The organism is Corynebacterium alimapuense (assembly GCF_003716585.1).
Classification (GTDB): Bacteria; Actinomycetota; Actinomycetes; order Mycobacteriales; family Mycobacteriaceae; genus Corynebacterium; species Corynebacterium alimapuense.
This window is the reverse complement of the sequence record NZ_PTJO01000003.1, coordinates 720,746-743,792: the sequence shown is the minus strand read 5'-3', so window position 1 is coordinate 743,792 and position 23,047 is coordinate 720,746. Positions and strand designations below refer to the sequence as shown.

Genomic DNA, 23,047 nt, shown 5'->3' with positions numbered 1-23,047 from the left:
CCTCACCTAGGCTGTACGGCATGACCTCCACTACTAACGTAACTTTTTGGTTCGATGTTTCCTGCCCTTTCTGCTGGCAGACCTCCCGCTGGATCAAGGAAGTAGAAAAGGTTCGTGACTTCACAGTTAACTGGGTCCCGATGTCTTTGTCCGTCCTCAATGACGGCCGCGATCTAGACCCCGGCTACTTAGACATGATGAAGGCGAACTGGGGCCCGGCACGTGTGTTCACCAAAGTGGCGCTCGAGGAGCCGGAGAAGGTCGACGAGCTCTATACCGTGATGGGCACGATGATTCATGCGGGCAAGGAAAGCGGCAAGGCTGGTTTTGGTGGCTATGACGATGTCATCGCTCGAGCTCTGGCAGAAGTTGGACTCGATCATACTTACGCCGAGGTGGCCAATACCGAAGAAGTTGATGAACAGTTGCGTGCTTTCCACGCTGGCGCCATAGACTCTGTAGGCGATGACGTAGGAACTCCCGTGATCAAGCTCGGAGACACTGCTTTCTTCGGTCCTGTCCTTACTCGTGTGCCGGAAGGCGAGGAAGCTGGCGAGATCTTTGATGCAGCTCTACGCCTTGCTCAGTATCCTTACTTCTTCGAAATTAAACGCTCCCGGACAGAAAGCCCGCAGGTATAAACCATGTTTTGGACAACAGTAATCGCCAGCGTCATCGCCGCTTTGGCCGGCGGAGTTACCTACTACGCATGGAAATCTGATCACAAGCCGATTGCAGCCTTGACCGCAGTGGTCTGTGCCATCTCCGCATCGATTGCGGTAGTTTTCGCTTTCCTTGGCGCAGTGGCTCTTTTCTTGCGCATCATCCCCATCCTTTTGCTCGCGCTTGGTGTTTGGCTGATGTGGAAAGTATTCACCGGTGGTTTTAGCAAGAGTGGCACCACTAGCCAGGTAGGATAGGTTTTATGCGCGTTTATTTGGGAGCAGACCATGCTGGCTTTGAGATGAAAAACATCATTGCCGAGCACTTGAAAACTAACGGCCACGACGTTATTGATTGTGGTGCCCACACCTACGATGCTGAGGATGACTACCCAGCCTTCTGCATCGAGGCAGCCGCTCGTACCGTCAATGACCCAGGTTCCCTGGGCATTGTCCTCGGTGGCTCGGGCAATGGTGAGCAGATCGCCGCTAACAAGGTCCAGGGTGCTCGCTGCGCTCTGGCGTGGTCCCCGGAGACCGCTCGCCTGGCACGTGAGCACAATAACGCCCAGCTCATCGGTCTTGGTGGGCGGATGCACTCTAAGGAAGAGTCGCTGGCCATCGTCGATGCTTTCCTCGATCAGGAATGGTCCAACGCTGAGCGTCACCAGCGTCGCATCGACATCTTGGCTGACTACGAGCGCACCGGTATTGCTCCGGAGCTGCCGGAGAGCAACTGATCTTTCTTTAGCTGACACTCAAGGCCCCCACATTCGATCTGAATGTGGGGGCCTTTTTCTGCTTTTGCCAAAGCTGGTGGGGAAGGCGGCTTAGCTGCTGATCTCTGCCCAGAGTGCCTGGATGCGATCGTCGATGTCATCGACGATGGGGCGGACCTGTTCAAGCGACTCATCGGCTGGGTCTGCGAGATCCCAATCCAAGTAGTTCTTGCCGGGGTAGATGGGGCAGACATCGCCGCAGCCCATGGTGATCACGTAGTCAGCGGCGCGAACCACATCATCGGTCAGCGGCTTGGGGTAAGCGCCGGAGATATCGATGCCGCGTTCTTCGATGGCCTCTACGACGACGGGGTTGACCTCGAGGCCGGGCATGGAGCCAGCGGAACGTACTTCGACGGCCTTGCCCGCGTAGTGGGTCAACAAGGCTGAAGCGATCTGGGAGCGGCCACTGTTGTGAACACAGACAAATAGCACCTGAGGCACATCAGAATCGATTTTGCCTTGGGCCAGTGCGAGTGCTCGGAGGCGGTCTTTGGCGAAACGCTCAGCGAGGATCGGCAGGTAGGTCTTGACCTTCGCGGTACGCGCGAGGGAGGTGTAGGACTCGTAGATGTAACGCTCGATGGTCTCGGTGGAGAACATTCCGCGGTACTTTTCGGACAGGTCTTCTACGGCACGCAGGAGGACTTTGGAATGAAACTCAGGCTGTTCGTAGGTGCTCATGGTGATCCTTTAGTAGTCGGCAGTGCCGGGGAGGAGTTCTTCGATGAGGGTATTGACTCGGCGGCGGATTTCATCGCGGATGGGCCGGACGGCATCGATGCCTTGTCCTGCCGGATCGTCGAGTTTCCAGTCGAGGTAGCGCTTGCCGGGGAAGATTGGACAGGTATCGCCGCATCCCATGGTGATGACGACGTCGGAAAGCTCGACAGCTTCAGTGGTGAGAATTTTTGGTTCAGCAGAAGTGAGATCGATGCCCTCTTCGGCCATTGCTGTGACGGCGGCCGGGTTGAGTTGATCTGCAGGTTCGGATCCGGCGGAACGGACGGTGATCTTTCCGTCGGAGAGCTCGGTGAGGTAAGCGGCGGCCATCTGAGAGCGGCCGGCGTTGTGGACGCAGACGAAAAGAACGCTGGGCTTGGTCACTGTGGGAAGGCCTTTGAGTTTTGGCGAAAGGGAAGTGATGGCCGCCGAACCAATCATTATCGACGTTCATCGATGTTTAACCTACTACTGATATCGACGTTCGTCAATAGATGGAGAAATTCCAGGTGAAGAGGTGATTCTTGCCAGGATTTATGTCGATTTGCTTCAATCAAAACTGCTTATCGACGCCCCCCTTCCGCCCAGCGTTGGCATGGAAAAACCGGCGAAGGCGGAGTGAATAATCACTCCGCCTTCGCCGGTTTAAGGGGGTGGAGGCTAGAAGTCGAAATCGAATCCGCCACCATCGAAGAATCCGCCGCCGTCACCGCCGCCGAAGTCGCCGCCCATGTCTTCGCCGCCGCCCATATCGCCTGAATCCATGTCGCCAGCGTCCTCGGCGCCCATATCGGACCCGTCCCCGGATCCGTCCTCGAACTCATTGGCCGAGTAGTTAACGCCAGCCATACCGGAGAACATTGCCGAGAACATCATCATCGAGGCGGCAGTCCACATGCCGGTGGCCATTGCGTCAGCCCACCAGGGGCGGGAGTACCAACCGGCAGGGACTGGTCGGCCAGCAACGGTGCCGCCGGGGTAGTAGTTTGGGGTCTCTTCTGAAGCGTCGGGAGAGGCTGTCAGGGTCTGGCCGTCCTGTTCGATGGTGCGACGCTCGGTGACCTTGCCTGCCTTAATCTGACCTTCCAGAAGCGGCAATTCCGGTCCTGGAGTCATCCCCATGATCTCGCGGGCGGCATTCATGTAATGCAGACCTTCGAGCGCTGATTCGCGGGCTAGCTCTGCCTGTCGGACCGTGGTGGCTGTGGAAATCGCCGAAGATGCCGCGTTATAGCGCTCGGAGGCATCGGCAATAGCTTGGGTGGAAGCCGCATCGTTGCCGGCAATGGTGAGCACCTGAGAGCCCAGTCGCTCGATCCATCGACGAGCTTCTGCCTGTGCGTCAGCTAGCTTCTCGGATTCGACCTCGGCTGTCTTCTGCTTAGTAGAACGGTTCATAAAGTAGGCGCCGCCGCCAACGACGATCAGCAGTAGGAGAATCAAGTCCACGGGGAAATTCACTCCGTCAGGTAGGGGATTTGTTTAGGATAAGTCTCCTACAGGCAACGCTCTGGCTTGCGGAAAAGTTCCAGTTTTTTTATTTCGCGGAATATGCGCTAAGCTGATCCGGCGCGAGCATGGGAATGTCGTATAGTGGCTAATACCTCAGCCTTCCAAGCTGAAGACGCGGGTTCGATTCCCGTCATTCCCTCCAGTTTTTTCCAGAGCCCCATCATCACTTTGCGAATGTGATGATGGGGCTTTTTTGTTGATGCTCGATGGTTGAGTGGGGGATTTGCTCAGCTGTGAAATGCCAGTGGATCCCGGGGATCTAGCCGGTGGAAAACGATGTCACTGAGTGGCACATTGCTTAGCTCCATGGCATGGCGGGGTGGCTGTTGATTATATGGCTTGAACAGGGGTTTTTGTTCCTTAGCTACCCCAGTGTTGGTTAATGTCTGGGTGTGTCGCTACACTTCAAACACACCTACGGGGCGTGGCGCAGCTTGGTAGCGCACCTGCTTTGGGAGCAGGGGGTCGCAGGTTCAAATCCTGTCGCCCCGACGTAGGAGACCATCACCAAGTGGTCTCATATTTATTAACCTTCAATGTGAATCCAGGAGAGTAACTCGTGCAGAGTTCCGTCGAGAAGCTGAGCGACACCCGCGTCAAGCTCACCGTCAATGTTCCTTTTGCGGAGCTGGAGTCGGAAATTGACCAGGCATATGCCGCAATTGCTCAGCAGGTGTCCCTCCCCGGATTTCGTAAGGGTAAGGCTCCTCGTCAGCTGATCGATGCTCGTTATGGCCGTGGCCCGATTCTGGAGCAGGTCGTCAACGACATGCTTCCTTCTCGTTACCAGCAGGCCTGCGAAGACAATGAACTCGTGGTCATCGGCCAGCCGAGCGTTGATATTACTCAGGTCGAGGACAAAGACTTCGTGGAGTTCGTCGCCGAGGTTGACGTTCGCCCCGAGATCGAGGTTCCGGACTTCACTGAGCTTTCCGTTGCTGTTCCGGCCATTGCGGTTGACGATGCTGCTGTGGACGAGGAAATTGATTCTCTCCGTGCTCGCTTCGGTGAGCTCAAGGACACCAAGCGCAAGCTTAAGACCGGCGACTTTGCCATTATTGATCTCAAGGCCACCGTCGACGGCGAAATCGTCGATGAGGCCACCACTGAGGGCCTGTCTTATGAGATCGGTCAGGGCGACCTGATTGACGGTCTGGACACCGCACTGCGCGGCCTGAAGACCGATGAGTCCGCAGAATTCACTACCAAGATCGTTGCCGGTGAGCACGAGGGCCAGGAAGCTGCTGTTTCCGTCTTCGTTAAGCAGACCAAGGAGCGCAAGCTTCCTGAGTTCGACGACGAGTTCGCACAGCTGGCCTCCGAGTTCGACACTGCCGAGGAACTGCGTGAAGCAACTCGCGGCCAGGTCGAGGAGTCCAAGAAGGGCGAGCAGGCCGCCGCTATCCGCGATGAGGTCCTCAAGGCCGCACTGGCCAAGACCGAGTTCGCACTGCCGTCCTCTGTAGTTGAGGAGCAGGTTCAAAACCAGCTCAACTCTCTGCTGGGCCAGGTAGATCACGACGAAGCCGCTCTGGCACAGGTCCTGGAGTCCCAGGGCACCAACCGTGAAGAGTTCGACGCACAGTCCCGTAAGGACGCCGAAGAGGCCGTCCGCACGCAGCTGTTCCTCGACGTTCTCGCTGAGAAGGAAGAGCCGGAGGTCTCCCAGCAGGAGCTCACCGACCATATCCTGTTCACCGCGCAGTCCTACGGCATGGATCCGAGCCAGTTCGTTTCCCAGCTGCAGCAGTCCGGCCAGATCGCGAACCTGTTCGCTGATGTGCGTCGTGGCAAGGCACTTGCCGCAGCTATCTGCCGCGTCTCCGTCAAGGACGAAGAGGGCAACGACGTTGACCCGACTCAGTTCTTCGGTGAGGAAGAGCAGGCTGAAGAGTCTGCTGAAGAAAGCGAAGCCTAAAACTAGGTTTGACCGCAACACCCCGGATCACCTCGTGCGATGAGCGCGAACGGTGACCGGGGTGTTCGTCGATTAGCAGGGTGTTCCGGCCCAAAGAACTAGCTGAGGGCAAACGCTGATAGCGAACAGAGGTGAGATTTCTCTGCCTTCGCTAGTACCCTTAAGTCATCGGCGTAACGAGAATTACAGGAGTTTGATTCAATGACTGACCAGATCACGATGACCTCCCCCGGGGCGGGCATGAACCTGGGCGATTCGGTGTTCGAGCGCCTGCTGCGCGAGCGCATCATCTTCCTTGGACAACAGGTCGATGACGAGATCGCTAACAAGCTCTGCGCGCAGATCCTCCTGCTGACTGCTGAGGATCCGACCCGCGACATTTCGCTCTACATCAACTCACCGGGCGGTTCTGTCACCGCTGGTATGGCGATCTACGACACGATGAAGTACTCACCGTGCGATATCGCTACCTATGGCATGGGCCTGGCTGCTTCTATGGGGCAGTTCCTGCTTGCCGGTGGTACTAAGGGCAAGCGTTTCGCGCTGCCGCACGCTCGTATCATGATGCACCAGCCCTCTGCCGGTGTGGGCGGAACTGCCTCGGATATTGCTATCCAGGCTGAGCAGTTCGCAGCCACTAAGCGTGAGATGGCGGGTCTGATTGCTGAGCATACCGGCCAGAGCTTTGAGCAGATCACCAAAGACTCCGACCGTGACCGCTGGTTCACCGCTGAGCAAGCCAAGGAATATGGCCTCGTCGATCACGTGATCGGCCACGCACAGGGCTCAATTAGCAACTAGGAATTTTGAGGAGACTTTAGATTATGACCAACGGATTCCAGATGCCGCAGTCCCGGTACGTGCTGCCGTCGTTTGTTGAGCAGTCGGCCTATGGCACCAAAGAGACCAACCCGTACGCGAAGCTGTTCGAAGAGCGCATTATCTTCCTGGGTACTCAGGTCGATGACACCTCGGCCAATGACATCATGGCTCAGCTGCTCGTCCTTGAGGGACTTGACCCAGACCGCGATATTACGATGTACATCAACTCGCCCGGTGGTTCTTTCACCGCGTTGATGGCCATCTACGACACCATGCAGTACGTGCGTCCCGATGTTCAGACCGTCTGCTTGGGCCAGGCTGCTTCTGCTGCTGCAGTGCTGCTGGCTGCCGGTGCGAAGGGTAAGCGTGCAGCTTTGCCGAATGCGCGCGTGCTCATCCACCAGCCAGCCACTCAAGGCACTCAGGGCCAGGTTTCTGACCTAGAGATCCAGGCCGCAGAGATCGAGCGCATGCGCCGGCTTATGGAAGTCACTCTGTCTAAGCACACCGGCCAGACCGAAGAACAGATCCGTACAGATACTGACCGCGATAAGATTCTCGTCGCTGCTGATGCTAAGGAATACGGCATCATTGACCAGGTTTTCGAATACCGGAAGCTCAACGGCTAGCCGTCAGTTTTCAAACTAGGGGACACCTTCGGGTGTCCTCTTTTTTATGTCCACTTCTCCAGTGCCCACTGCTGGTGCGGTTAGTCGCACCGCAGTTAGCTACTGAGACGGTTGTTCGTAGCCGCTAAGTGCTGTGCGAATAACCGGGAGGTAGCAGCCAAGTAGTATCCAACCCTGGGACTATCACCCGCGTTGAGAAATTTGGAGGAAACACGTATGTCTAGGTGCCTGGCCAACTGTTCGAAGGACAGCTGATGAGCACGTGGTTGATTCGTCTGAGTGCACAGTTGCCCGCGGAGATGGACCCGGAAGCTCGCGCGGACCTGATTGAGCGCACTCGATTGGCGGTCGAGGGCTGGCCGGAGGTTCAGTTGTGGCGGCTGGTGGGCGGCTGGTCGGTAGTGGCAGTAGTAAACTCTGAGCATCCGCATGAGCTGATCGTGGAACTCCCGCTGTATCCGTGGCTGACCGTGAATATCGAGCCGTTGGCAGCCTTCTAATAGCGACCGCGTACAAACCGGACTGTGATGCATGGCCGGTCCAACGTATAGATAAACATCAATACGTGGAGTAGTGTCATCCTCATGAACAACGTATCTGAAACGCGGATTCTCACTCCTGAGGAAACGCAACGCTGCGCGGAGATAGCCAAAGCGCTCGGCGATCCAGTCCGCATGAATATCTATGTGCATTTGGCCGACAATTGCTGTTCGACGGTCTGCGCTTGCAAGGCCCCTGAGCTTTTCGGCATCAGCCAGCCGACCTTTTCCCATCACGTTAAAAAGCTTGTCGACGCCGGCTTAGTCGCCCGCGAGCAAGTCGGCAGGTGGGCGCATTTCTCCGTGATTCCGGAGGGATTGGACCCATTGCGTCAGCTTTCTGCTGCCGTTGAAGTATCTCCCTGCCGCGATTCTTAGCACGGGGCGAGAAAATGAATTGGGCATCAGGGTTCTTCGATTTCCTACAGAACCAAATTCTCGGCATGGCCTGGTTGAACACCCTGGTAGGGAATGGATTGGCTGCACTGGGTCTAGATCCAGAATCTCAGGTCGGAGCGAGTCTCCAGTTCTTCATTTATGATCTGATCAAAATTTCTATCCTGCTCTGTGTGCTGATCTTCGCTGTTTCCTATCTTCAAAGCTACTTCCCGCCGGAGCGAAGCCGCCGAATACTCAGCCGCTTCCACGGTCTTAAAGCCAATACGGTGGGTGCTGTGCTTGGCACGATTACCCCGTTTTGTTCTTGCTCATCGATCCCGATTTTCATGGGATTTTCCGCCGCAGGTCTACCGCTGGGTGTGACCTTCTCCTTCCTCATCTCTTCACCCATGGTTGATTTAGCCAGTTTGGTGCTGCTGGCGAGCATCTTCGGATTCAAGATTGCCTTCGCCTACGTCATCCTCGGTCTGGTGATCGCGATCGTCGGTGGCACGATCATCGAGAAGCTGAAGATGGAATCTCATATCGCCCAATTCGCGGCGCCTGGCATTCGCCAGCCAGTGGCCCCGGGTAGTGGATCAGGCGCGGAGCTGGTCGAGGAAACGGAACTGGAGCTGAGCCGCAAGGAGCGCGTTGACTATGCCACCGAACAGGTGAAGGAGACCTTCGTTTCGGTCATTCCTTATATCCTCATTGGCGTCGGCATTGGCGCCCTGATCCACAATTGGATCCCGCAAAGTTGGGTGGAGACTGCGCTCGGTAGTGGCAATCCCTTCGGCGTGGTCATGGCGACGCTGCTGGGTGTGCCGATGTACGCCGATATCTTCGGCACCCTGCCGGTAGCGGAAGCGCTACTGGGCAAGGGGGCTCAGCTCGGTACGATCCTGGCCTTCATGATGGCCACCACCACATTAAGCCTGCCCTCGATGATCATGCTCAAGCGTGTGATCTCTGGCCGCTTGCTCGCAGTGTTTGTGAGCATCTGTGTAGTCGGAATCATCATCGTCGGCTACTTCTTCAACTTCACGCAATATCTACTCGTCTAAGAAAGGGACCATGATCATGGGACTATTTGGAAAGAAAAAAGAGACCTTCAAAATCGGAATGTCCGCACCTGCGGCAAGCGACGCGCGTGTGAAAATCCTCGGCCCGGGGTGCCGCAAATGCGTGGCGCTGGAGGCCTCGGTACAGCAGGCACTTTTGGAACTCGGGAGTGAGGAAGTCATCGACCATGTCACCGACTACGCACAGATCGCCGCCTACTCAGTAATGAGCACGCCAGCGCTGGTGATCGATGAGGCAGTGGTGAGCTATGGCAAAGTCCTAGACGCCACAGAGGCTAAGCAATTGCTGCAGCAGAAACTGTGATTTGAGTGGGATTGTCTGCCATTGTGCTCAACGTGAGCTCGATGTTGGGGGCTGTTAAAGCGTTTTAGGTGCCGATTATAAGTCGCTGCTAAACGAGGAAGCAGAGACTTGCACCGGCGTCGACGGCGGGCCCATCCCACTATTTCCTCCCTATTTGACCTGCTCATAGGCGGCTAATGCCATTGCTCTGGAGTCCTTGAGATCCACCATCGGTAGGGGATAATTGGGAGTGAGACGTTCTGGGACCCAGTGGTTGCAGTATTGACCCTCAGGATCAAAACGCTTTTGTTGGGTCGCCGGATTAAAGATCCGAAAATAAGGGGCGGCGTCATCGCCACAGCCAGCCACCCATTGCCAGTTGAACGGGTTGGAAGCGGCGTCGGCGTCGACCAGGGTCTCCCAGAACCATTCCTCACCGTGGCGCCAATGAATGCCTAGATTTTTGGTCAACAATGATGCCACCACCATCCGCACTCGGTTGTGCATCGTGCCGGTCTGCCAGAGCTCCCGCATACCGGCATCTACCAATTCAATGCCCGTAGTACCGGAACGCCAATCGCCGAGATCCGATAGCCAGCTTTCTGTTCCATCCGCGGAACGACGTGGGTCGCGCATCCCCGCGGAAGCACGTTCCAACTCGCCTTCCTGCCATTTCCACGGGAAGGCATCGAAACTGCTCCGAACATTATGAGTCGCTAGATCGGGTAGGTGGAATAGTCGGTGCCAGGCGAAATCACGCCAGAGCAATTCGGCGCGGAAGCGGAGGCCATCAGCCTCCGGTAACTCGGCTGCCAATTCCCATAATTCACGCGGACTAATCTCGCCAAAGCGCAGGTGCGGAGAAAGCCCGCTGGTGGCATTGACCGCAGGCAGATCGCGACCTTCGGCGTATCCTGCACCGCGAGTGGAGAAATCCGCTGCCCTTAGCCGAGCGCCAGCCTCACCAGGCTGCCACGTCTTGGCCAATCCCGATGCCCAGAAGACAGCGGCAGGCTCCGGCCAGGGTTGTGCGCCGGGCCCAGAGAGATTGGGTGGAACAGGAAGGGAAGGGGAGGCGTCGAAAAGCTGGGTTGCCTTGCGGGAGAACGGAGTAAACACCCGATAAGGGGTGTTCTGTCCAGTTTTCACTTGGTGCGGTTCTGTCAATAGATAGCCGGGATGGCTTTTGGCGAGCACTCCCTCTGCAGTCAACCGGGTTTTGATAGCAGCGTCGTGCTCACACAGCGGTGCGTGATAGCGGCGATGCCAGGTCACCGCCGAGGCTCCAGTCTCAGCTATCAGCCGGGGAATTTCCACCAGGGGATCGCCGCTGAGTCGAAGCAGTGGGACATCAGCTGAAGCAAGCTGATCCGCCAAAGCCTTGAGGCTTCTTTCACGCCACCATCTTGATGCTGCGCCTAGGCCACGGGTGCCAGTGATTTTCGGGTCTTCATCGATGACAAAACCCACGACTGGGCCACGCTCGGCAGCCCAACTCAGGGCTGCGTGATCGTGCAGGCGCAGGTCATCTCGGAACCAGACCAAGATCGGGGATACCATGGGCCTAGCGTACGGGAGCCGACGCTAGGGGGAGTCGCCCTCGAGCGCGGAGGAATACTAGAGTTGAGTCACTCCCGCTAGTCCTCAACTCCGAAGCGAGAACGAATTACCTTATGGCAAGAATGCAAGAAAGCGCCGATCTGCTCAAGTGTTCTTTCTGCGGGAAGAGCCAGAAGCAGGTGAAAAAGCTCATCGCCGGCGGCGGTGTGTACATCTGTGATGAGTGCATCGAGCTGTGCAATGAGATTATTGAGGAAGAACTCGGTGCTGCTGAGACCGCCGAAAGGCAGGAAGATAAGCTTCCTCGCCCTTCGGAGATTTCTTCTTTCCTGGATAATTACGTCATTGGCCAGAGCAAAGCTAAACGCATCTTGGCGGTCGCGGTCTATAACCACTACAAGCGCATCCGCGTCAGTGACACGACTGAGGCCAGCCCGCGCAAGGTTAAGTCCGAAGATATTGAACTGGCCAAGTCCAATATTCTCCTGCTCGGCCCCACTGGTTCGGGAAAAACCTACCTCGCGCAGACACTGGCACGCATGCTTGATGTTCCGTTCGCGATCGCCGATGCCACTTCCTTGACCGAGGCTGGCTATGTCGGAGAAGACGTGGAGAATATTCTGCTCAAGCTGCTTCAAGCTGCTGATTTTGATGTGCAGCGGGCTCAGCGCGGGATCATCTACGTCGATGAGGTAGACAAGATTTCCCGTAAGTCTGATAACCCCTCGATTACTAGAGATGTTTCTGGTGAAGGCGTACAGCAGGCGCTGCTGAAGATCTTGGAGGGAACGACCGCTTCGATTCCGCCGCAGGGTGGGCGCAAGCATCCCAACCAAGAGTTCATCCAGCTCGATACTTCCAATATCTTGTTCATTGTTGCTGGTGCTTTCGCCGGCCTAGAAAAGGTTGTCGCTGAACGGGTTGGAAAAAAGGGAATCGGTTTCGGCTCCGAGATTGAGTCCGCTTCGGATCGTGAGAAGGTGGATCTCTTCGCTCAGGTCCGTCCCGAAGACTTGGTCAAATTTGGCTTGATCCCTGAATTCATCGGTCGTCTGCCCGTCGTGGCCACCGTCGACAACCTTGACCGGGAATCTCTTGTTCGGGTGCTCACTGAGCCACGCAACTCCTTGGTCAGGCAGTATCAGAGGCTTTTCGAGCTAGACGGAGTAGTGCTGACATTCTCGGAGGACTCCCTCGACGTTATCGCTGAGAAGGCTCTGTCGCGGGGTACCGGTGCCCGAGGCCTCCGCGCGATCATGGAGGAGCTGTTGGTTCCAGTGATGTACGACATCCCCGATCGTGACGACGTCGCTGAGGTCGTCATCACCGGCGATGTCATTCGCGGCGATGCGGAGCCGACGTTCGTGCTCAATGAGGAAGCTGAAAAGACCGCCTAGTAGCGCTCTTTCAATCGCTAAAGAACCCGTTGCCTTGAATAGTTTTCAAGGTAACGGGTTCTCTGTCGCCTACTGACAAGGCGAGTTTTCACTCTCTTTAAGTCAACGAGAGAAATAGCTGCTCTAGTTCTGTGACGCTCAACTGTTTGCGCTGGCTAGCTGAATCCTCTGAGGCGCCCTCGGGGCTGTCCTCTTCGTGGTTACTAGGTTCCATGAGGCAGGTCTTCATGGCATCTAAGACGACTGCGTAGCCTGCTCGATTGAGCGCCGCGGTCACTGCGGAGAGCAAGGGCACGACCTCTTGGCAGGATTTTTCGTTTTCCATGGTGTTGATTACCGCGTCGAGTTGTCCGCGGGCACGCTTGAGACGATTGATGATCTTTCGCTGGTCACTGCTGATAGTCATGAGTGATCACGTGGCCGGTATCGCCGAGGTTGGAGCTGGGCGCAGCGCTGGTATTGGGCAGCGCGGCCCGGCTTGGCGGCACAGCCATCCGGCCACTGCCAGTACCACTGCTACTCCGGCGATAATCAATCCGAAGGGTGCGGGCAGTTCTTGAGAAAGGACAAATATACCCATCACCAAGACGAAGACACCGAAGCCCTTGCGGAGCGCAGCCTCGGGAACCACGGAGGTCAGGCGCGCACCAATGAGTGCGCCGATGAGCGCCATCCCAGTGACTCCTAGTACCAATGGCCAGTCGAGACTGACTGAGGTGAGGTAGCCGCCGAGCCCAGCAAAGGACTTCATGGCGATGACTAATAGCGAGGTACCCACTGCCACCGGCATGCTCAGCCCGCCAAGCAACGCCAGCGCAGGAACAACCAAGAATCCGCCGCCCGCGCCAACGAGACCGGTTACTAAGCCGACGATGAGGCCCTCAATGAGGATCTTTCCCAACGGAAGGTGCTTTGCTACGTCTTGCTCACCCGATCCGCCTTTGCGCCCCCTGAGCATGGCCAAAGCGGTGGCGATCATCATGACGGCAAAGGCAATCATGAGAATCACCCCCGGGATAAACCCGCCGACGAGACCGCCGAGGAAGGCGCCAGCCATGCCGGCTGCGCCGAAAATCAGTCCGGTGCGCCACTGCACATTTCCCTTTCGGGCATGCGCAAAGGTACTAACCACTGAGGTGGTGCCGACCACGAAAAGGGAGGCCGCGATAGCTTCCTTGGCGTCCATACCAGCCACATAGGTGAGTAGGGGAACGGTGAGGATGGAGCCGCCGCCTCCGAGTAATCCCAGGGAGAGTCCGACAACCACGGCAAGAATCATGACCACGATGAGCGTGAGGTCCATGAGTGATGTCCTGTCCAGATTGGGTCAGCCGGGGAGCTTACCGGGGCCGACGGGTGAGTGAATGTCCCTCAGGCCAGCTTCACAGTGCCAGTGGCCGTCGAGATGTTGTTGATGGTCGATTCCAGGGTGGGGGTCACAGAACCGCGGTTCCACGGCATCCGCGAGAGCACTTGAGCCATGGCGCAGGAATCGCTGAGCGCCGAGAACGTCAGGCCACATCCAACTGCGGCAGAAAGATATCCGATCGGTCGAGCAATAGTGCGGGAGCCGATAAAACCAGCCAGGACTAGCGAACCAGCGGCCATTCGAACTTGGCGTTCCATCTGCCAGCGGTGTTTGCCATAAACGACATCGCCGCCAGCTTCTTGGTAGGCAGCCGTGCCGCCGAGGAGCACGCTGGCGGTATCGAGTCCAGCAGTACTCAGCCGTTCTCTGGCCTGCGCTGCGCGGGTTCCGGACTGGCAGACCAAGACCACATTGCTATCTAGACGGGCTGCGAACTCTTGGGCATGCTCGGCGACCAACGACAGCGGGACATTGTAGGCGCCACGGATGTGGGCCGATTCGAACTCCGCGCGGGAACGGACGTCGATAAGCACGAGGTTGTCGTTAGCGGAGATTCTTTCCATGAGCTCGGTTGGCTCGAGCGCAGTGATGGTGGTTGTGTTACTCATGAAGGCTGGGTGGTCCTTAATTTAGCGAGGTCACGGGGATGGTGCGACGGAGTGTATGCGCTCAATTGCGGCCACTTGACCCCGAGGTGGTGGGGTATCAAGTGACCGTGCTTGGGCTAGCGCTGATTCTGGTAAGCGGTCCATCCGAGGTAGCTGTCTTCGAGCTCGATGACCTCGTAGCCTTTGCGGCGTAGCGCGGAGGCGGCGACGCTATTGCGCACGCCACTTTGGCAGTAGGTCACGATGGTGCCTTCGTCGGGCAGCTGATCGAGATTCCACAGGACGCGGCCTCCGCTGAGCTGTTGCGCGCCGGGGATATGCCCTTCGGCGTATTCCGTCTTGTTGCGAACATCAAGCAGAAGTGCGCGCGGGTAACCCTCCAATTCGGCGGGTTCGATCATCTCCGGAGTGACCATCGGTAGGCCGTTGAGGTCGGTAGTGAAGCCTGCGACGGTATCGATTCCTACGCGTATGAGGTGGGCACGGAATTCGTTGGCTTCGGCTTCATCTTCGCTGAGCAGAACCAGCGGAGTGTTTTCGGCTTCTGGATCGTAGACCCAGGCACCGTAGGAAGCAGACTTTTCGACGCCCGGGACGTTGACAGATCCGGCGACGGTTCCTGCGTGGACCTCATCTTGGGAACGGGTATCAACAAAGATCACCTCGTCAGCGATAATTTGCTCGGCGAGCTTGCCATTTTCCACGTTGGTCAGCTGCGCTAGCGGGTAGCCAAGGATGGCTGGGCCCTGCTTGTTTTGGCGCTTCATCCGGCCGAAGTAAGCATGCGCATCGGGTTGGCCCTCGAGGAGCTCATCGATGAAGCCTTGCTCGTCGTTGGCCGCCAGGTATTTGCCCCACCAAGCGAACTTGCGCTCGTAGCCGACGGTAGTCGAGGGCAGCGCTCCCAGTGCTTTGCCGCAGGCGCTACCAGCACCGTGTGCGGGGAAAACCTGGACGTGATCGGGGAGTGCTAGGAAGACATCGCGCAGGCTGGCAAAGAGTTGCTTAGCTCCAATAAAGCGCGTATCGACGCCGCCGGCAGCCTCATCGAGCAGATCCGGTCGGCCGAGGTCGCCGGAGAAGACGAAATCGCCAGAGAGCAAGTATCCGGGCTCATCGGTGAATGCGCCGTCGGTGATGAGGAAGGCGAGGTGCTCGGGAGTATGACCCGGGGTATGCCGGGCTTGGATAACAATGTTGCCGATCTGGAAGCTCTCACCGTCGTGGAGGCGTTCGCCTTCGAAGCCGTACTGCCAGTCTTCATCGCCATCCCCTGACAGATAAGTCGTGGCGCCGGTAGCAGCGGCTAGTTCACGGGTGCCGGAAAGGTAGTCGGCGTGGATGTGGGTCTCGGTGACCGCCACGATTTCCATACCGTGGTGAGCTGCGAGAGCGAGGTATTCGTCGATATCGCGCCGAGGGTCAACGACCACAGCCTGCCCTTTGGCTTGGCAGCCGATGAGGTAGCTGGCGTGGGCAAGGTCTTCGTCATAAATGCGTTGCAGCAGCATGTCAGCTTCTCCCTTGTTGGTGGCTAGTGGAACCCACTGTGCCATATACCTCTAGGGGTATACAAGGGCTGGGTGAAGATTTGGTGCGCTGTCGGCTGGGGGAGGCTAAGTGATGGGGTCTGAGAGGTCCTCTTCGCCAATTCCGTAGACGCTGTCGCTGCCGCTTTCGATCTCCGGAGTGGAATCTAGAGCGAGGTAGCTCATGCCGCCTTGGCTGGACATCGTTGAGGTTAAAAATGCCAACGTTGTGTCAACCGCCATGCGCTCTAGGCCAGCGGTGTTGGCTTCGCTCATCATGTCAATCTCGTAGAAGCGCTCCGTGGTGTCGTGGAACGCCAGACGATAGCAGGCCAAGGAAGCGATGAGCATGTAAATATCTTGGGTGGAGATTCCTGGCCGAAACACTCCAGAGTCTTGGCCGAGGATCAGTAACCTATCTAGCTGCAGCGGGACTGCCGGATTGTCTTCAGAAATACTCAGGTCCGCTGGATCAATGTGGTGATGGGTGTTCTCAAGCAAGATGAGCCATAGTTCAGTCTGGTGTGCGGCGATGCTACGGAATACTGATTTGACGATCTTGCGCATTCCATCCACCGGAACGGAGGTTTCTGGCTCCATGTCTGCAGGGCTAGGTTGCAGTCTGGTGAGGCTTTTGTTTAGCGCGCGTAGGTAGAGGCCCTTTTTATCGCTGAAGTGGTAATGGATCATCCGCTTAGACATGCCGGAGATTCGAGCGATTGTTTCCAATTTTGTGTTGTCAAACCCGTGTCGAGAAAACTCCACGATAGCGACATCGATCACCTCATCTGGCTGGATACTTCCACCAGGACCGATGGTCTCGACACTGTTGCTCATGGGTGATCCTTCCGTGACCACGACGCCGTGGAATCAAATCAGACGTAAAACCGAACCGTACTCTTGCAATCGTGCCCGAGATTGGCTCTAGGGGTGGATTTATGTGGGTCCTTTGCCCCGGATGGGGTAGATAATTTGGGCGATCGCAAGGCGGTAGGGGTGAAGTGGGGGTAATTGATGAAGTAGGTGAGATCTACCTCGCACAGATAGGGCCGCCCGAAAGAGGCGGTGGCCGTTTCCTCGGTCGGGTTGGCAAAGTCGAAATACAGGACCGCTTAGACACTGACGATGGCAGTTCAATGCCGGTATGATCAACAAAGAAGGCAACTGTCCGGACGATCGCTGGCGCAGTGTCTAGACCGTGCAATTGGAAACTATTCTCGGCGGAAACCGGCTGATCCCGGACGCGGGAAAATTTGAAGGGGCGTCTTATATGAGCGTTGAACCCAGGACCATCACAGTCACCGGCGGAGCCGGTCAGATCGCCTACTCGATGCTGTGGCGCATCGCTAACGGAGACGTCTACGGTAAGGACGTTCCGATCCGCCTGCGCCTGTTGGAAATCCCCGCTGGAGTTCGAGCAGCGGAAGGCGTGGTCATGGAGCTGACGGACTCCGCTTTCCCGCTTCTGACTGAGGCCACTGTCACCGATGATGCCGCAGTAGCTTTCGATGGCGCCAACGCAGCTTTCCTCGTCGGGGCAAAACCTCGTGGCAAGGGTGAAGAGCGCGCGGATTTGCTGGCCAATAACGGTCGGATCTTCGGCCCCCAGGGCCGTGCGATCAATGACAACGCCGCTGATGACATCCGTGTTCTGGTCGTGGGCAACCCGGCCAACACCAACGCCCTGATCGCACAGCATTCTGCACCGGATGTTCCCGCTGAGCGATTCACCGCCATGATGCGTTTGGACCATAACCGTGCGCTGTCGCAGTTGGCTGACAAGCTTGGTGTCGCTTCTTATGAGTTCGAGAACCTCGTGGTTTGGGGTAATCACTCTGCTACCCAGTTCCCGGATATCACCTATGCCACTGTCAATGGCGCGCCGATCATCGATCAGATCGATCATGATTGGTATGTCAATGAGTTCATTCCGCGGGTAGCCAAGCGTGGCTCCGAGATCATCGAGGTCCGTGGCAGCTCCTCCGCTGCTTCCGCAGCATCAGCTGCGGTTGATCACATGCGGGATTGGATCCAGGGCACCGAGAGCTGGTCCACCGCTGCAGTTGTTTCCGATGGTTCCTACGGCGTCGACGAAGGTCTCATCGCTGGCCTGCCGACGGTCGCTCGTGATGGCGCCTGGGAAATTGTCCAGGGCCTGGAAATCAATGATTTCCAGCGTCAGCGCATTGCTGCCAATGTTGAAGAGCTCAAGGCTGAGCGCGCAGCTGTCGCTAACCTGCTGGGCTAACCCTTTCGAATTTCCAGAACCATTCCCCTGATAAGTCCTCGGGGGAGAGTGGATGATTTTCAGAGGCAGTGTGGGACGGGATCTCCAGCAATGGTTGGGTCCCGTCCCATGCTCATTTCACCCCATTTTCGGTGAGGTGCAGTCAGCTACGGCCAAGAAATCCCAGACGGCTAAGATGGGGCGCGTGACTGAGCAGAGAATGGGCAGCAACCGTAGCGACGCACTTCCGAAGTCCTGGGATCCCCAGGCTGTGGAGGCCGACATTTACCAAGGATGGGTCGACGCCGGCTATTTCACCGCCGATCCAGATTCGGATAAGCCGGCTTATTCCATCGTCTTGCCCCCACCGAATGTGACTGGCCAACTACACATGGGCCATGCGTTGGACCACACCCTCATGGACTCCCTCGTGCGTCGTAAACGCATGCAGGGATTTGAGGTGTTGTGGCTGCCAGGGATGGATCACGCGGGCATCGCTACGCAGACCAAAGTTGAGACCATGCTCCGGGAGACCGAGGGCAAGGATCGCTATGACTATGGTCGTGAGGAGTTCATTGCCAAGGTCTGGGAATGGAAGAAGCAGTACGGTGGCACCATCACCGATCAGATGCGCGCCATCGGCGATTCCGTGGATTGGTCCCGCGAGCGCTTCACCCTCGACGAAGGACTATCCCGCGCCGTCCAGACGATCTTCAAGGAATTGTTCGACCGTGGCCTAGTCTACCGAGCTAATCGCCTAGTCAACTGGTCGCCAGTTCTCGAAACTGCGGTCTCCGATATTGAGGTCGTCTACCAAGATGTCGAAGGCGAGCTCGTCTCGATGCGTTACGGCTCTCTCAATGATGATGAGCCGCATGTCATCGTCGCCACCACTCGCGTGGAGACCATGCTTGGCGATGTCGCGGTGGCTGTCCACCCAGATGATGAGCGCTACGCCGATCTGGTGGGCACCGTCTTGCCGCACCCGTTCCGAGATGATCTGAGCTTGCGCGTGGTCGCCGATGACTACGTTGACCCAGAGTTTGGTTCCGGAGCAGTCAAGATCACCCCGGCCCATGACCCCAATGACTATGCACTGGGTCTGCGCCACGATCTGGATATGCCCACGATCATGGACACCACAGGTCGTATTAGTGACACCGGTACCCAATTTGATGGGCTTACCCGTGAAGAAGCCCGAGTCGCCGTGCGTGAAGAATTGGCCAAGCAAGGTCGCATCGTCAAGGAGATTCGTCCCTATGTTCACTCCGTCGGCCACTCTGAGCGTTCTGGTGAAGCCATCGAGCCGCGGCTATCTTTGCAGTGGTTTGTCAAGGTAGAAGAACTGGCGGCTATGGCTGGAGACGCCATCCGCGAAGACGATACTGAGATTCATCCGGAGAGCATGGAACCGCGCTACTTCGACTGGGTCGACAACATGCACGATTGGACGATTTCCCGGCAGCTGTGGTGGGGCCACCGCATCCCGATTTTCTACGGTCCTGAAGGCGATGTCATCTGCGTCGGCCCCGATGAGCAGGCACCCGAGGGATATACCCAGGACCCAGATGTTCTGGACACGTGGTTCTCCTCCGCCTTATGGCCATTTTCCACGATGGGATGGCCGGATAATACTCCTGAGCTGGCAAAATTCTATCCCACGACCGTACTAGTGACCGCCTATGACATCTTGTTTTTCTGGGTAGCCCGGATGATGATGTTTGGCACCTTCGCCGCCAAAGTCACCCCAGAGATCCTCGGCACAGGTCCTGATGGTCGTCCGCAGGTTCCATTTGAGAATCTCTTCCTGCATGGCCTGGTCCGCGACGAACATGGCCGCAAGATGTCGAAGTCACTGGGCAACGGTATTAACCCGATGGACTGGGTTGAGAACTTTGGCGCCGATGCCCTGCGTTTTACCCTGGCACGTGGTGCCAACCCAGGCGTCGACCTGCCGGTTGGCGAAGATGCGGCGCAGTCCTCCCGTAATTTCGCCACCAAATTGTTCAACGCCACTCGTTTTGCTTTGATGAACGGCGCCGAGACCGGGGAGCTACCTGCCCGCGAAGAACTCACTGACGCCGACCGCTGGATCTTGGATCGCCTCGAAGAGACCCGTGCCAAGGTTGACGCCTACCTGGATAACTACCAGTTCGCCAAGGCTAACGAAGAGCTCTATCACTTCGCCTGGGATGAGGTTTGTGACTGGTACTTAGAGATCACCAAGACCCAGATCCCGCGCGAAGGTTACAGCCAAGAAGGCCGCAACACTCAGCTGGTTCTCGGCCGCGTGCTTGATGTCCTGCTGCGACTGCTGCACCCAACGATGCCGTTTGTCACCGAAGTGCTGTGGAAAGCCCTGACGGAGAAAGACACCATTGTGCTTTCCAGCTGGCCGAGTGCGGAAGAAACCAATGGGGCAGTGGCCACTGATGAGACCGCCCGCGGACGCATCGAAGATGCCGAGAAGCTGATTACCGAAATCCGCCGCTTCCGTGCGGATCAAGGAGTCAAGCCCTCCCAGAAGGTTCCGGCAGCTATTGATTTCTCTGCCGCCGATCTAGTCGGCCAAGAAAATCTGGTCAGGTCGATGGCGAAGCTCGAGGTGCCTGCCGAAGGCTTCACCGAGTCCGCGTCCATCGAACTTCGACTATCTAAGGCCACCATCACCGTGGCACTAGATACCTCCAGCACCGTGGATGTTGCCGCCGAGCGGAAGCGATTGGAAAAGGACCTGGCCGTGGCGGAAAAGGAGCTGGTGACCACCGCAAAGAAGCTTGGCAACGAGGCATTTTTGGCGAAGGCCCCGGACGCGGTCGTCGATAAGATTAGTCACCGCCAGCAAGTTGCTCGCGAAGAAGTTGAGCGGATCACCGCTCGTCTGGAGGCACTGGCATGAGCAAGAATGAACAACGCGACGAAGCGGAGTTAATTTTGGACTCCGCCGCTGATGACGAAGATCTAGAAGACCTCGACAGCCTCGTTTCCCCGGAAGAGGGCGTCGGAATTGCCGAGCTCAACGAAGCTGGGCTGACGCTCAACCTAGATTTAGGCGAGACTGAAAAGCCTGCGGATATCGAGATCGCACCAGAGGATCTAGCCGAGCTTGCAGCTGTGGAAGCTGAACTAGATACTCGCTGGCCAGAAACCAAAATTGATCCTTCGCTCGAGCGCATCGAGCTGCTCATGGACCTGCTTGGCTCTCCCCAGCGCTCCTACCCGGCGATCCATGTCGCAGGTACCAACGGCAAGACCTCCACTGTGCGGATGATCGAGTCGCTTCTGCGTGCCTTCCATCGACGGACGGGCCGCACCACCAGCCCGCATCTGCAGCTAGTTACTGAACGAATTGGTATCGACGGTCGCCCCATCCATCCCCGCGACTATGTTCGCGTCTGGCGCGAGATCCAGCCCTATGTAGAACTGGTCGACACCAAGCTCGGCCGGATGTCTAAGTTCGAAGTTCTTACTGGCATCGCTTATGCCGCGTTTGCCGACGCCCCCGTCGACGTCGCCGTCGTCGAAGTCGGCATGGGCGGAACCTGGGATGCCACTAACGTCATTTCCTCAGACGTTGCAGTAGTCATGCCCGTTGGTCTCGACCACACCGAATACCTCGGCGAGACCATCGAAGAGATTGCCACTGAAAAGGCTGGCATCATCAAGTCCCGCTGGGATGCCGAAGATCTGCTGACCCCGCCCGATAACGTCGCAGTGGTAGCCGAACAAGACCCAGCTGCCATGAAGATCATTCTGGAACAGGCTGTCAGCGTCGACGCTGCCGTGGCACGCGCAGGTTCCGAGTTTGGCGTCATCGAGTCTCGCGTGGCAGTCGGTGGCCAGCAGCTGTCGATCCGTGGTCTCGGTGGCGAATATGAGGACATCTTCTTGCCCCTGTCCGGTGAACACCAAGCCCGCAACGCCGCGGTGGCATTGGCTGCAGTCGAAGCATTCTTCGGCGCTGGCAGCGGACGAACTCTCGACATCGCCAGCGTGCGGACTGGCTTTGCGCAGGTCACCTCGCCTGGACGGCTCGAACGAGTGCGCACCTCACCGTCAACCTTTATCGACGCCGCCCATAATCCGCACGGGGCCAAGGCACTCGGCGAGGCCCTAGAGCGAGATTTCTCCTTCAGCCGCTTGGTCGGAGTAATCGGGGTTCTCGGCGATAAAGATGCAGTGGGAATCCTCCGAGCACTGGAGCCCTATCTGTCCGAGGTAATCTGCACCCAAAACTCCAGCCCGCGAGCGCTTGACGCTTATGAGCTGGCAGAATATGCTCGCGACATCTTCGGTGAAGAGCGCGTCCATGTGGAAGAGAGCCTGCCTAGCGCCTACGCTCAGGCGGTCGAACTCGCCGAAGACGCCGATATCCAATCGGGCGCAGGCGTTGTGGTTACCGGTTCGGTAGTCACCGCAGGTGAGGCACGAACCCTCTTCGGAAAGGAACCCTCATGACCGATACCGATCTCGGCCCGCTTGGCTCCGGCCACGACCCAGCCAAGGACCCGATGAAAGGTATCCGGGGTGTCATGGCAGGCACTTTGGTGCTCGAAGCCATCACTATTTGGTTGGCGTTGACCGTGGTCCTCCGAGTGGACAACGGTGAATACTGGACCACCTTCAACTGGGTGTACATCACCGCGCTGGGTACTGCTCACTTCTTTATGGCTTTCCTTCAGCGCTTGCGATGGGCCCTGCCAGTGAACCTGGTTCTGCAGGTATTCGTCCTGGCGGGTGTCTTTGTTCATCCCTCCGTGGGAATCATCGGAGTTATCTTCGTCATCGTCTGGTGGTATCTGCTGCACCTGCGCTCATCCCTGATCGCCAGAATGAAGCGCGGACTGCTGGTCACCCAGCACCTGTAGCTTGTTTGGTAGCAAACCCGCCTTCGGGCGGGTTTTTTCATGCTTGTGGGTAGTGGGTGGTTGTTGGCGCTGCGGTTGTGGGCTGGTTAGTGGGGTGCGGGGCGTTTGGTGCGGTGCGGCTGACCGTTCGAGCGCGACGTGGTTGTTGGCGCTGCGGTT

General features: G+C 57.4%; 24 protein-coding genes and 2 tRNA genes. 17 read left to right on the top strand and 9 right to left on the bottom strand.

Features of this window, described 5'->3' with window-relative positions:
* Positions 1–20 precede the first annotated feature (20 nt).
* The 3 genes from C5L39_RS04815 to C5L39_RS04805 are packed head-to-tail and all read left to right on the top strand — an operon-like array spanning position 21 to position 1,402.
* Positions 21–641: a mycothiol-dependent nitroreductase Rv2466c family protein gene (locus C5L39_RS04815; protein WP_123047706.1), complete on the top strand. Its 621-nt coding sequence runs from the start codon at positions 21–23 to the stop codon at positions 639–641.
* A gap of 3 nt (positions 642–644) precedes the next feature.
* Positions 645–920, top strand: a complete 276-nt coding sequence (locus C5L39_RS04810) for a hypothetical protein (protein ID WP_123047705.1) — start codon at positions 645–647, stop codon at positions 918–920.
* Positions 921–925: 5 nt separating this feature from the next.
* A complete protein-coding gene (locus C5L39_RS04805) occupies positions 926–1,402 on the top strand; it encodes a ribose-5-phosphate isomerase (protein ID WP_123047704.1) in 477 nt (158 codons plus the stop codon).
* Between the two features lie 90 nt (positions 1,403–1,492).
* Here the strand turns inward: C5L39_RS04805 and C5L39_RS04800 are convergent, their stop codons facing one another.
* The 3 genes from C5L39_RS04800 to C5L39_RS04790 form a co-directional block, all read right to left on the bottom strand.
* Complete coding sequence (locus C5L39_RS04800) at positions 1,493–2,125, bottom strand: arsenate reductase ArsC (protein WP_123047703.1); 633 nt, start codon at positions 2,123–2,125, stop codon at positions 1,493–1,495.
* Between the two features lie 9 nt (positions 2,126–2,134).
* Positions 2,135–2,605: an arsenate reductase ArsC gene (locus C5L39_RS04795; protein WP_123047702.1), complete on the bottom strand. Its 471-nt coding sequence runs from the start codon at positions 2,603–2,605 to the stop codon at positions 2,135–2,137.
* A gap of 219 nt (positions 2,606–2,824) precedes the next feature.
* Complete coding sequence (locus C5L39_RS04790; RefSeq protein WP_245974899.1) at positions 2,825–3,562, bottom strand: DUF1542 domain-containing protein; 738 nt, start codon at positions 3,560–3,562, stop codon at positions 2,825–2,827.
* A gap of 181 nt (positions 3,563–3,743) precedes the next feature.
* Here C5L39_RS04790 and C5L39_RS04785 point away from each other — a divergent pair.
* The 9 genes from C5L39_RS04785 to C5L39_RS04745 all read left to right on the top strand — a co-directional run bounded on the left by C5L39_RS04785 (position 3,744) and on the right by C5L39_RS04745 (position 9,351).
* A tRNA-Gly gene (locus C5L39_RS04785) sits at positions 3,744–3,818 on the top strand.
* Between the two features lie 276 nt (positions 3,819–4,094).
* Positions 4,095–4,168, top strand: a tRNA-Pro gene (locus C5L39_RS04780).
* Positions 4,169–4,235: 67 nt separating this feature from the next.
* Positions 4,236–5,594, top strand: coding sequence for a trigger factor (tig, locus tag C5L39_RS04775; protein WP_123047701.1), 1,359 nt, complete (start codon positions 4,236–4,238; stop codon positions 5,592–5,594).
* A gap of 201 nt (positions 5,595–5,795) precedes the next feature.
* On the top strand, positions 5,796–6,395 hold the full coding sequence (locus C5L39_RS04770; protein ID WP_123047700.1) for an ATP-dependent Clp protease proteolytic subunit: 600 nt from the start codon (positions 5,796–5,798) through the stop codon (positions 6,393–6,395).
* A gap of 23 nt (positions 6,396–6,418) precedes the next feature.
* On the top strand, positions 6,419–7,045 hold the full coding sequence (locus C5L39_RS04765) for an ATP-dependent Clp protease proteolytic subunit (RefSeq protein ID WP_123047699.1): 627 nt from the start codon (positions 6,419–6,421) through the stop codon (positions 7,043–7,045).
* A 254-nt stretch (positions 7,046–7,299) separates the two neighbouring features.
* Complete coding sequence (locus C5L39_RS04760; RefSeq protein WP_126268728.1) at positions 7,300–7,545, top strand: muconolactone Delta-isomerase family protein; 246 nt, start codon at positions 7,300–7,302, stop codon at positions 7,543–7,545.
* A gap of 84 nt (positions 7,546–7,629) precedes the next feature.
* The gene (locus C5L39_RS04755) at positions 7,630–7,962 is read left to right on the top strand and encodes an ArsR/SmtB family transcription factor (protein WP_123047697.1); all 333 of its coding nucleotides are present in this window, start codon (positions 7,630–7,632) and stop codon (positions 7,960–7,962) included.
* 14 nt (positions 7,963–7,976) lie between these two features.
* The gene (locus tag C5L39_RS04750; protein WP_123047696.1) at positions 7,977–9,029 is read left to right on the top strand and encodes a permease; all 1,053 of its coding nucleotides are present in this window, start codon (positions 7,977–7,979) and stop codon (positions 9,027–9,029) included.
* A 10-nt stretch (positions 9,030–9,039) separates the two neighbouring features.
* Positions 9,040–9,351: a thioredoxin family protein gene (locus C5L39_RS04745; protein WP_245974874.1), complete on the top strand. Its 312-nt coding sequence runs from the start codon at positions 9,040–9,042 to the stop codon at positions 9,349–9,351.
* 150 nt (positions 9,352–9,501) lie between these two features.
* Here the strand turns inward: C5L39_RS04745 and C5L39_RS04740 are convergent, their stop codons facing one another.
* A complete protein-coding gene (locus C5L39_RS04740) occupies positions 9,502–10,890 on the bottom strand; it encodes a cryptochrome/photolyase family protein (RefSeq protein WP_123047695.1) in 1,389 nt (462 codons plus the stop codon).
* 113 nt (positions 10,891–11,003) lie between these two features.
* Here C5L39_RS04740 and clpX point away from each other — a divergent pair, with 113 nt between their 5' ends.
* On the top strand, positions 11,004–12,287 hold the full coding sequence (gene clpX / locus C5L39_RS04735) for an ATP-dependent Clp protease ATP-binding subunit ClpX (RefSeq protein ID WP_123047694.1): 1,284 nt from the start codon (positions 11,004–11,006) through the stop codon (positions 12,285–12,287).
* Between the two features lie 97 nt (positions 12,288–12,384).
* On the opposite strand, the gene C5L39_RS04730 is transcribed toward clpX, so the two are convergent.
* The 5 genes from C5L39_RS04730 to C5L39_RS04710 form a co-directional block, all read right to left on the bottom strand.
* Positions 12,385–12,693, bottom strand: coding sequence for a metal-sensitive transcriptional regulator (locus C5L39_RS04730; protein ID WP_123047693.1), 309 nt, complete (start codon positions 12,691–12,693; stop codon positions 12,385–12,387).
* A 6-nt stretch (positions 12,694–12,699) separates the two neighbouring features.
* Positions 12,700–13,590 (bottom strand): sulfite exporter TauE/SafE family protein, encoded by an 891-nt coding sequence (locus tag C5L39_RS04725; RefSeq protein ID WP_123047692.1) that lies wholly within the window; start codon positions 13,588–13,590, stop codon positions 12,700–12,702.
* Positions 13,591–13,658: 68 nt separating this feature from the next.
* Positions 13,659–14,264 carry a rhodanese-like domain-containing protein gene (locus C5L39_RS04720; RefSeq protein ID WP_123047691.1) on the bottom strand — a complete coding sequence of 202 codons (606 nt, stop codon included), beginning with the start codon at positions 14,262–14,264 and terminating at the stop codon, positions 13,659–13,661.
* A 116-nt stretch (positions 14,265–14,380) separates the two neighbouring features.
* The gene (locus tag C5L39_RS04715; protein WP_123047835.1) at positions 14,381–15,775 is read right to left on the bottom strand and encodes an MBL fold metallo-hydrolase; all 1,395 of its coding nucleotides are present in this window, start codon (positions 15,773–15,775) and stop codon (positions 14,381–14,383) included.
* Between the two features lie 105 nt (positions 15,776–15,880).
* Positions 15,881–16,630 carry a TetR/AcrR family transcriptional regulator gene (locus C5L39_RS04710; protein WP_123047690.1) on the bottom strand — a complete coding sequence of 250 codons (750 nt, stop codon included), beginning with the start codon at positions 16,628–16,630 and terminating at the stop codon, positions 15,881–15,883.
* Positions 16,631–17,063: 433 nt separating this feature from the next.
* Here C5L39_RS04710 and C5L39_RS04705 point away from each other — a divergent pair, with 433 nt between their 5' ends.
* The 4 genes from C5L39_RS04705 to C5L39_RS04690 all read left to right on the top strand — a co-directional run bounded on the left by C5L39_RS04705 (position 17,064) and on the right by C5L39_RS04690 (position 22,888).
* Positions 17,064–18,041, top strand: coding sequence for a malate dehydrogenase (locus tag C5L39_RS04705; RefSeq protein WP_123047689.1), 978 nt, complete (start codon positions 17,064–17,066; stop codon positions 18,039–18,041).
* Between the two features lie 175 nt (positions 18,042–18,216).
* A complete protein-coding gene (locus tag C5L39_RS04700) occupies positions 18,217–20,919 on the top strand; it encodes a valine--tRNA ligase (protein ID WP_123047688.1) in 2,703 nt (900 codons plus the stop codon).
* Positions 20,916–22,478, top strand: coding sequence for a bifunctional tetrahydrofolate synthase/dihydrofolate synthase (gene folC / locus C5L39_RS04695; protein ID WP_123047687.1), 1,563 nt, complete (start codon positions 20,916–20,918; stop codon positions 22,476–22,478). The genes C5L39_RS04700 and folC overlap by 4 nt, the downstream gene beginning before the upstream one ends.
* Positions 22,475–22,888, top strand: coding sequence for a DUF4233 domain-containing protein (locus C5L39_RS04690; RefSeq protein WP_123047686.1), 414 nt, complete (start codon positions 22,475–22,477; stop codon positions 22,886–22,888). The genes folC and C5L39_RS04690 overlap by 4 nt, the downstream gene beginning before the upstream one ends.
* Positions 22,889–23,047: the final 159 nt, after the last annotated feature.

Excerpts from the sequence above, each read along its gene's own strand:
- C5L39_RS04705 (WP_123047689.1), top strand. The coding sequence starts at position 17,064 with ATGAGCGTTGAACCCAGGACCATCACAGTCACCGGCGGAGCCGGTCAG.
- C5L39_RS04745 (WP_245974874.1), top strand. The coding sequence starts at position 9,040 with ATGATCATGGGACTATTTGGAAAGAAAAAAGAGACCTTCAAAATCGGA.
- C5L39_RS04700 (WP_123047688.1), top strand. The coding sequence starts at position 18,217 with ATGGGGCGCGTGACTGAGCAGAGAATGGGCAGCAACCGTAGCGACGCA.
- C5L39_RS04800 (WP_123047703.1), bottom strand. The coding sequence starts at position 2,125 with ATGAGCACCTACGAACAGCCTGAGTTTCATTCCAAAGTCCTCCTGCGT.
- C5L39_RS04740 (WP_123047695.1), bottom strand. The coding sequence starts at position 10,890 with ATGGTATCCCCGATCTTGGTCTGGTTCCGAGATGACCTGCGCCTGCAC.
- C5L39_RS04765 (WP_123047699.1), top strand. The coding sequence starts at position 6,419 with ATGACCAACGGATTCCAGATGCCGCAGTCCCGGTACGTGCTGCCGTCG.
- C5L39_RS04690 (WP_123047686.1), top strand. The coding sequence starts at position 22,475 with ATGACCGATACCGATCTCGGCCCGCTTGGCTCCGGCCACGACCCAGCC.
- C5L39_RS04810 (WP_123047705.1), top strand. The coding sequence starts at position 645 with ATGTTTTGGACAACAGTAATCGCCAGCGTCATCGCCGCTTTGGCCGGC.
- C5L39_RS04770 (WP_123047700.1), top strand. The coding sequence starts at position 5,796 with ATGACTGACCAGATCACGATGACCTCCCCCGGGGCGGGCATGAACCTG.
- C5L39_RS04730 (WP_123047693.1), bottom strand. The coding sequence starts at position 12,693 with ATGACTATCAGCAGTGACCAGCGAAAGATCATCAATCGTCTCAAGCGT.
- C5L39_RS04715 (WP_123047835.1), bottom strand. The coding sequence starts at position 15,775 with ATGCTGCTGCAACGCATTTATGACGAAGACCTTGCCCACGCCAGCTAC.
- C5L39_RS04760 (WP_126268728.1), top strand. The coding sequence starts at position 7,300 with ATGAGCACGTGGTTGATTCGTCTGAGTGCACAGTTGCCCGCGGAGATG.
- C5L39_RS04805 (WP_123047704.1), top strand. The coding sequence starts at position 926 with ATGCGCGTTTATTTGGGAGCAGACCATGCTGGCTTTGAGATGAAAAAC.
- C5L39_RS04720 (WP_123047691.1), bottom strand. The coding sequence starts at position 14,264 with ATGAGTAACACAACCACCATCACTGCGCTCGAGCCAACCGAGCTCATG.
- folC (WP_123047687.1), top strand. The coding sequence starts at position 20,916 with ATGAGCAAGAATGAACAACGCGACGAAGCGGAGTTAATTTTGGACTCC.
- C5L39_RS04755 (WP_123047697.1), top strand. The coding sequence starts at position 7,630 with ATGAACAACGTATCTGAAACGCGGATTCTCACTCCTGAGGAAACGCAA.
- C5L39_RS04790 (WP_245974899.1), bottom strand. The coding sequence starts at position 3,562 with ATGAACCGTTCTACTAAGCAGAAGACAGCCGAGGTCGAATCCGAGAAG.
- clpX (WP_123047694.1), top strand. The coding sequence starts at position 11,004 with ATGGCAAGAATGCAAGAAAGCGCCGATCTGCTCAAGTGTTCTTTCTGC.
- C5L39_RS04725 (WP_123047692.1), bottom strand. The coding sequence starts at position 13,590 with ATGGACCTCACGCTCATCGTGGTCATGATTCTTGCCGTGGTTGTCGGA.
- C5L39_RS04750 (WP_123047696.1), top strand. The coding sequence starts at position 7,977 with ATGAATTGGGCATCAGGGTTCTTCGATTTCCTACAGAACCAAATTCTC.
- C5L39_RS04815 (WP_123047706.1), top strand. The coding sequence starts at position 21 with ATGACCTCCACTACTAACGTAACTTTTTGGTTCGATGTTTCCTGCCCT.
- C5L39_RS04710 (WP_123047690.1), bottom strand. The coding sequence starts at position 16,630 with ATGAGCAACAGTGTCGAGACCATCGGTCCTGGTGGAAGTATCCAGCCA.
- C5L39_RS04795 (WP_123047702.1), bottom strand. The coding sequence starts at position 2,605 with ATGATTGGTTCGGCGGCCATCACTTCCCTTTCGCCAAAACTCAAAGGC.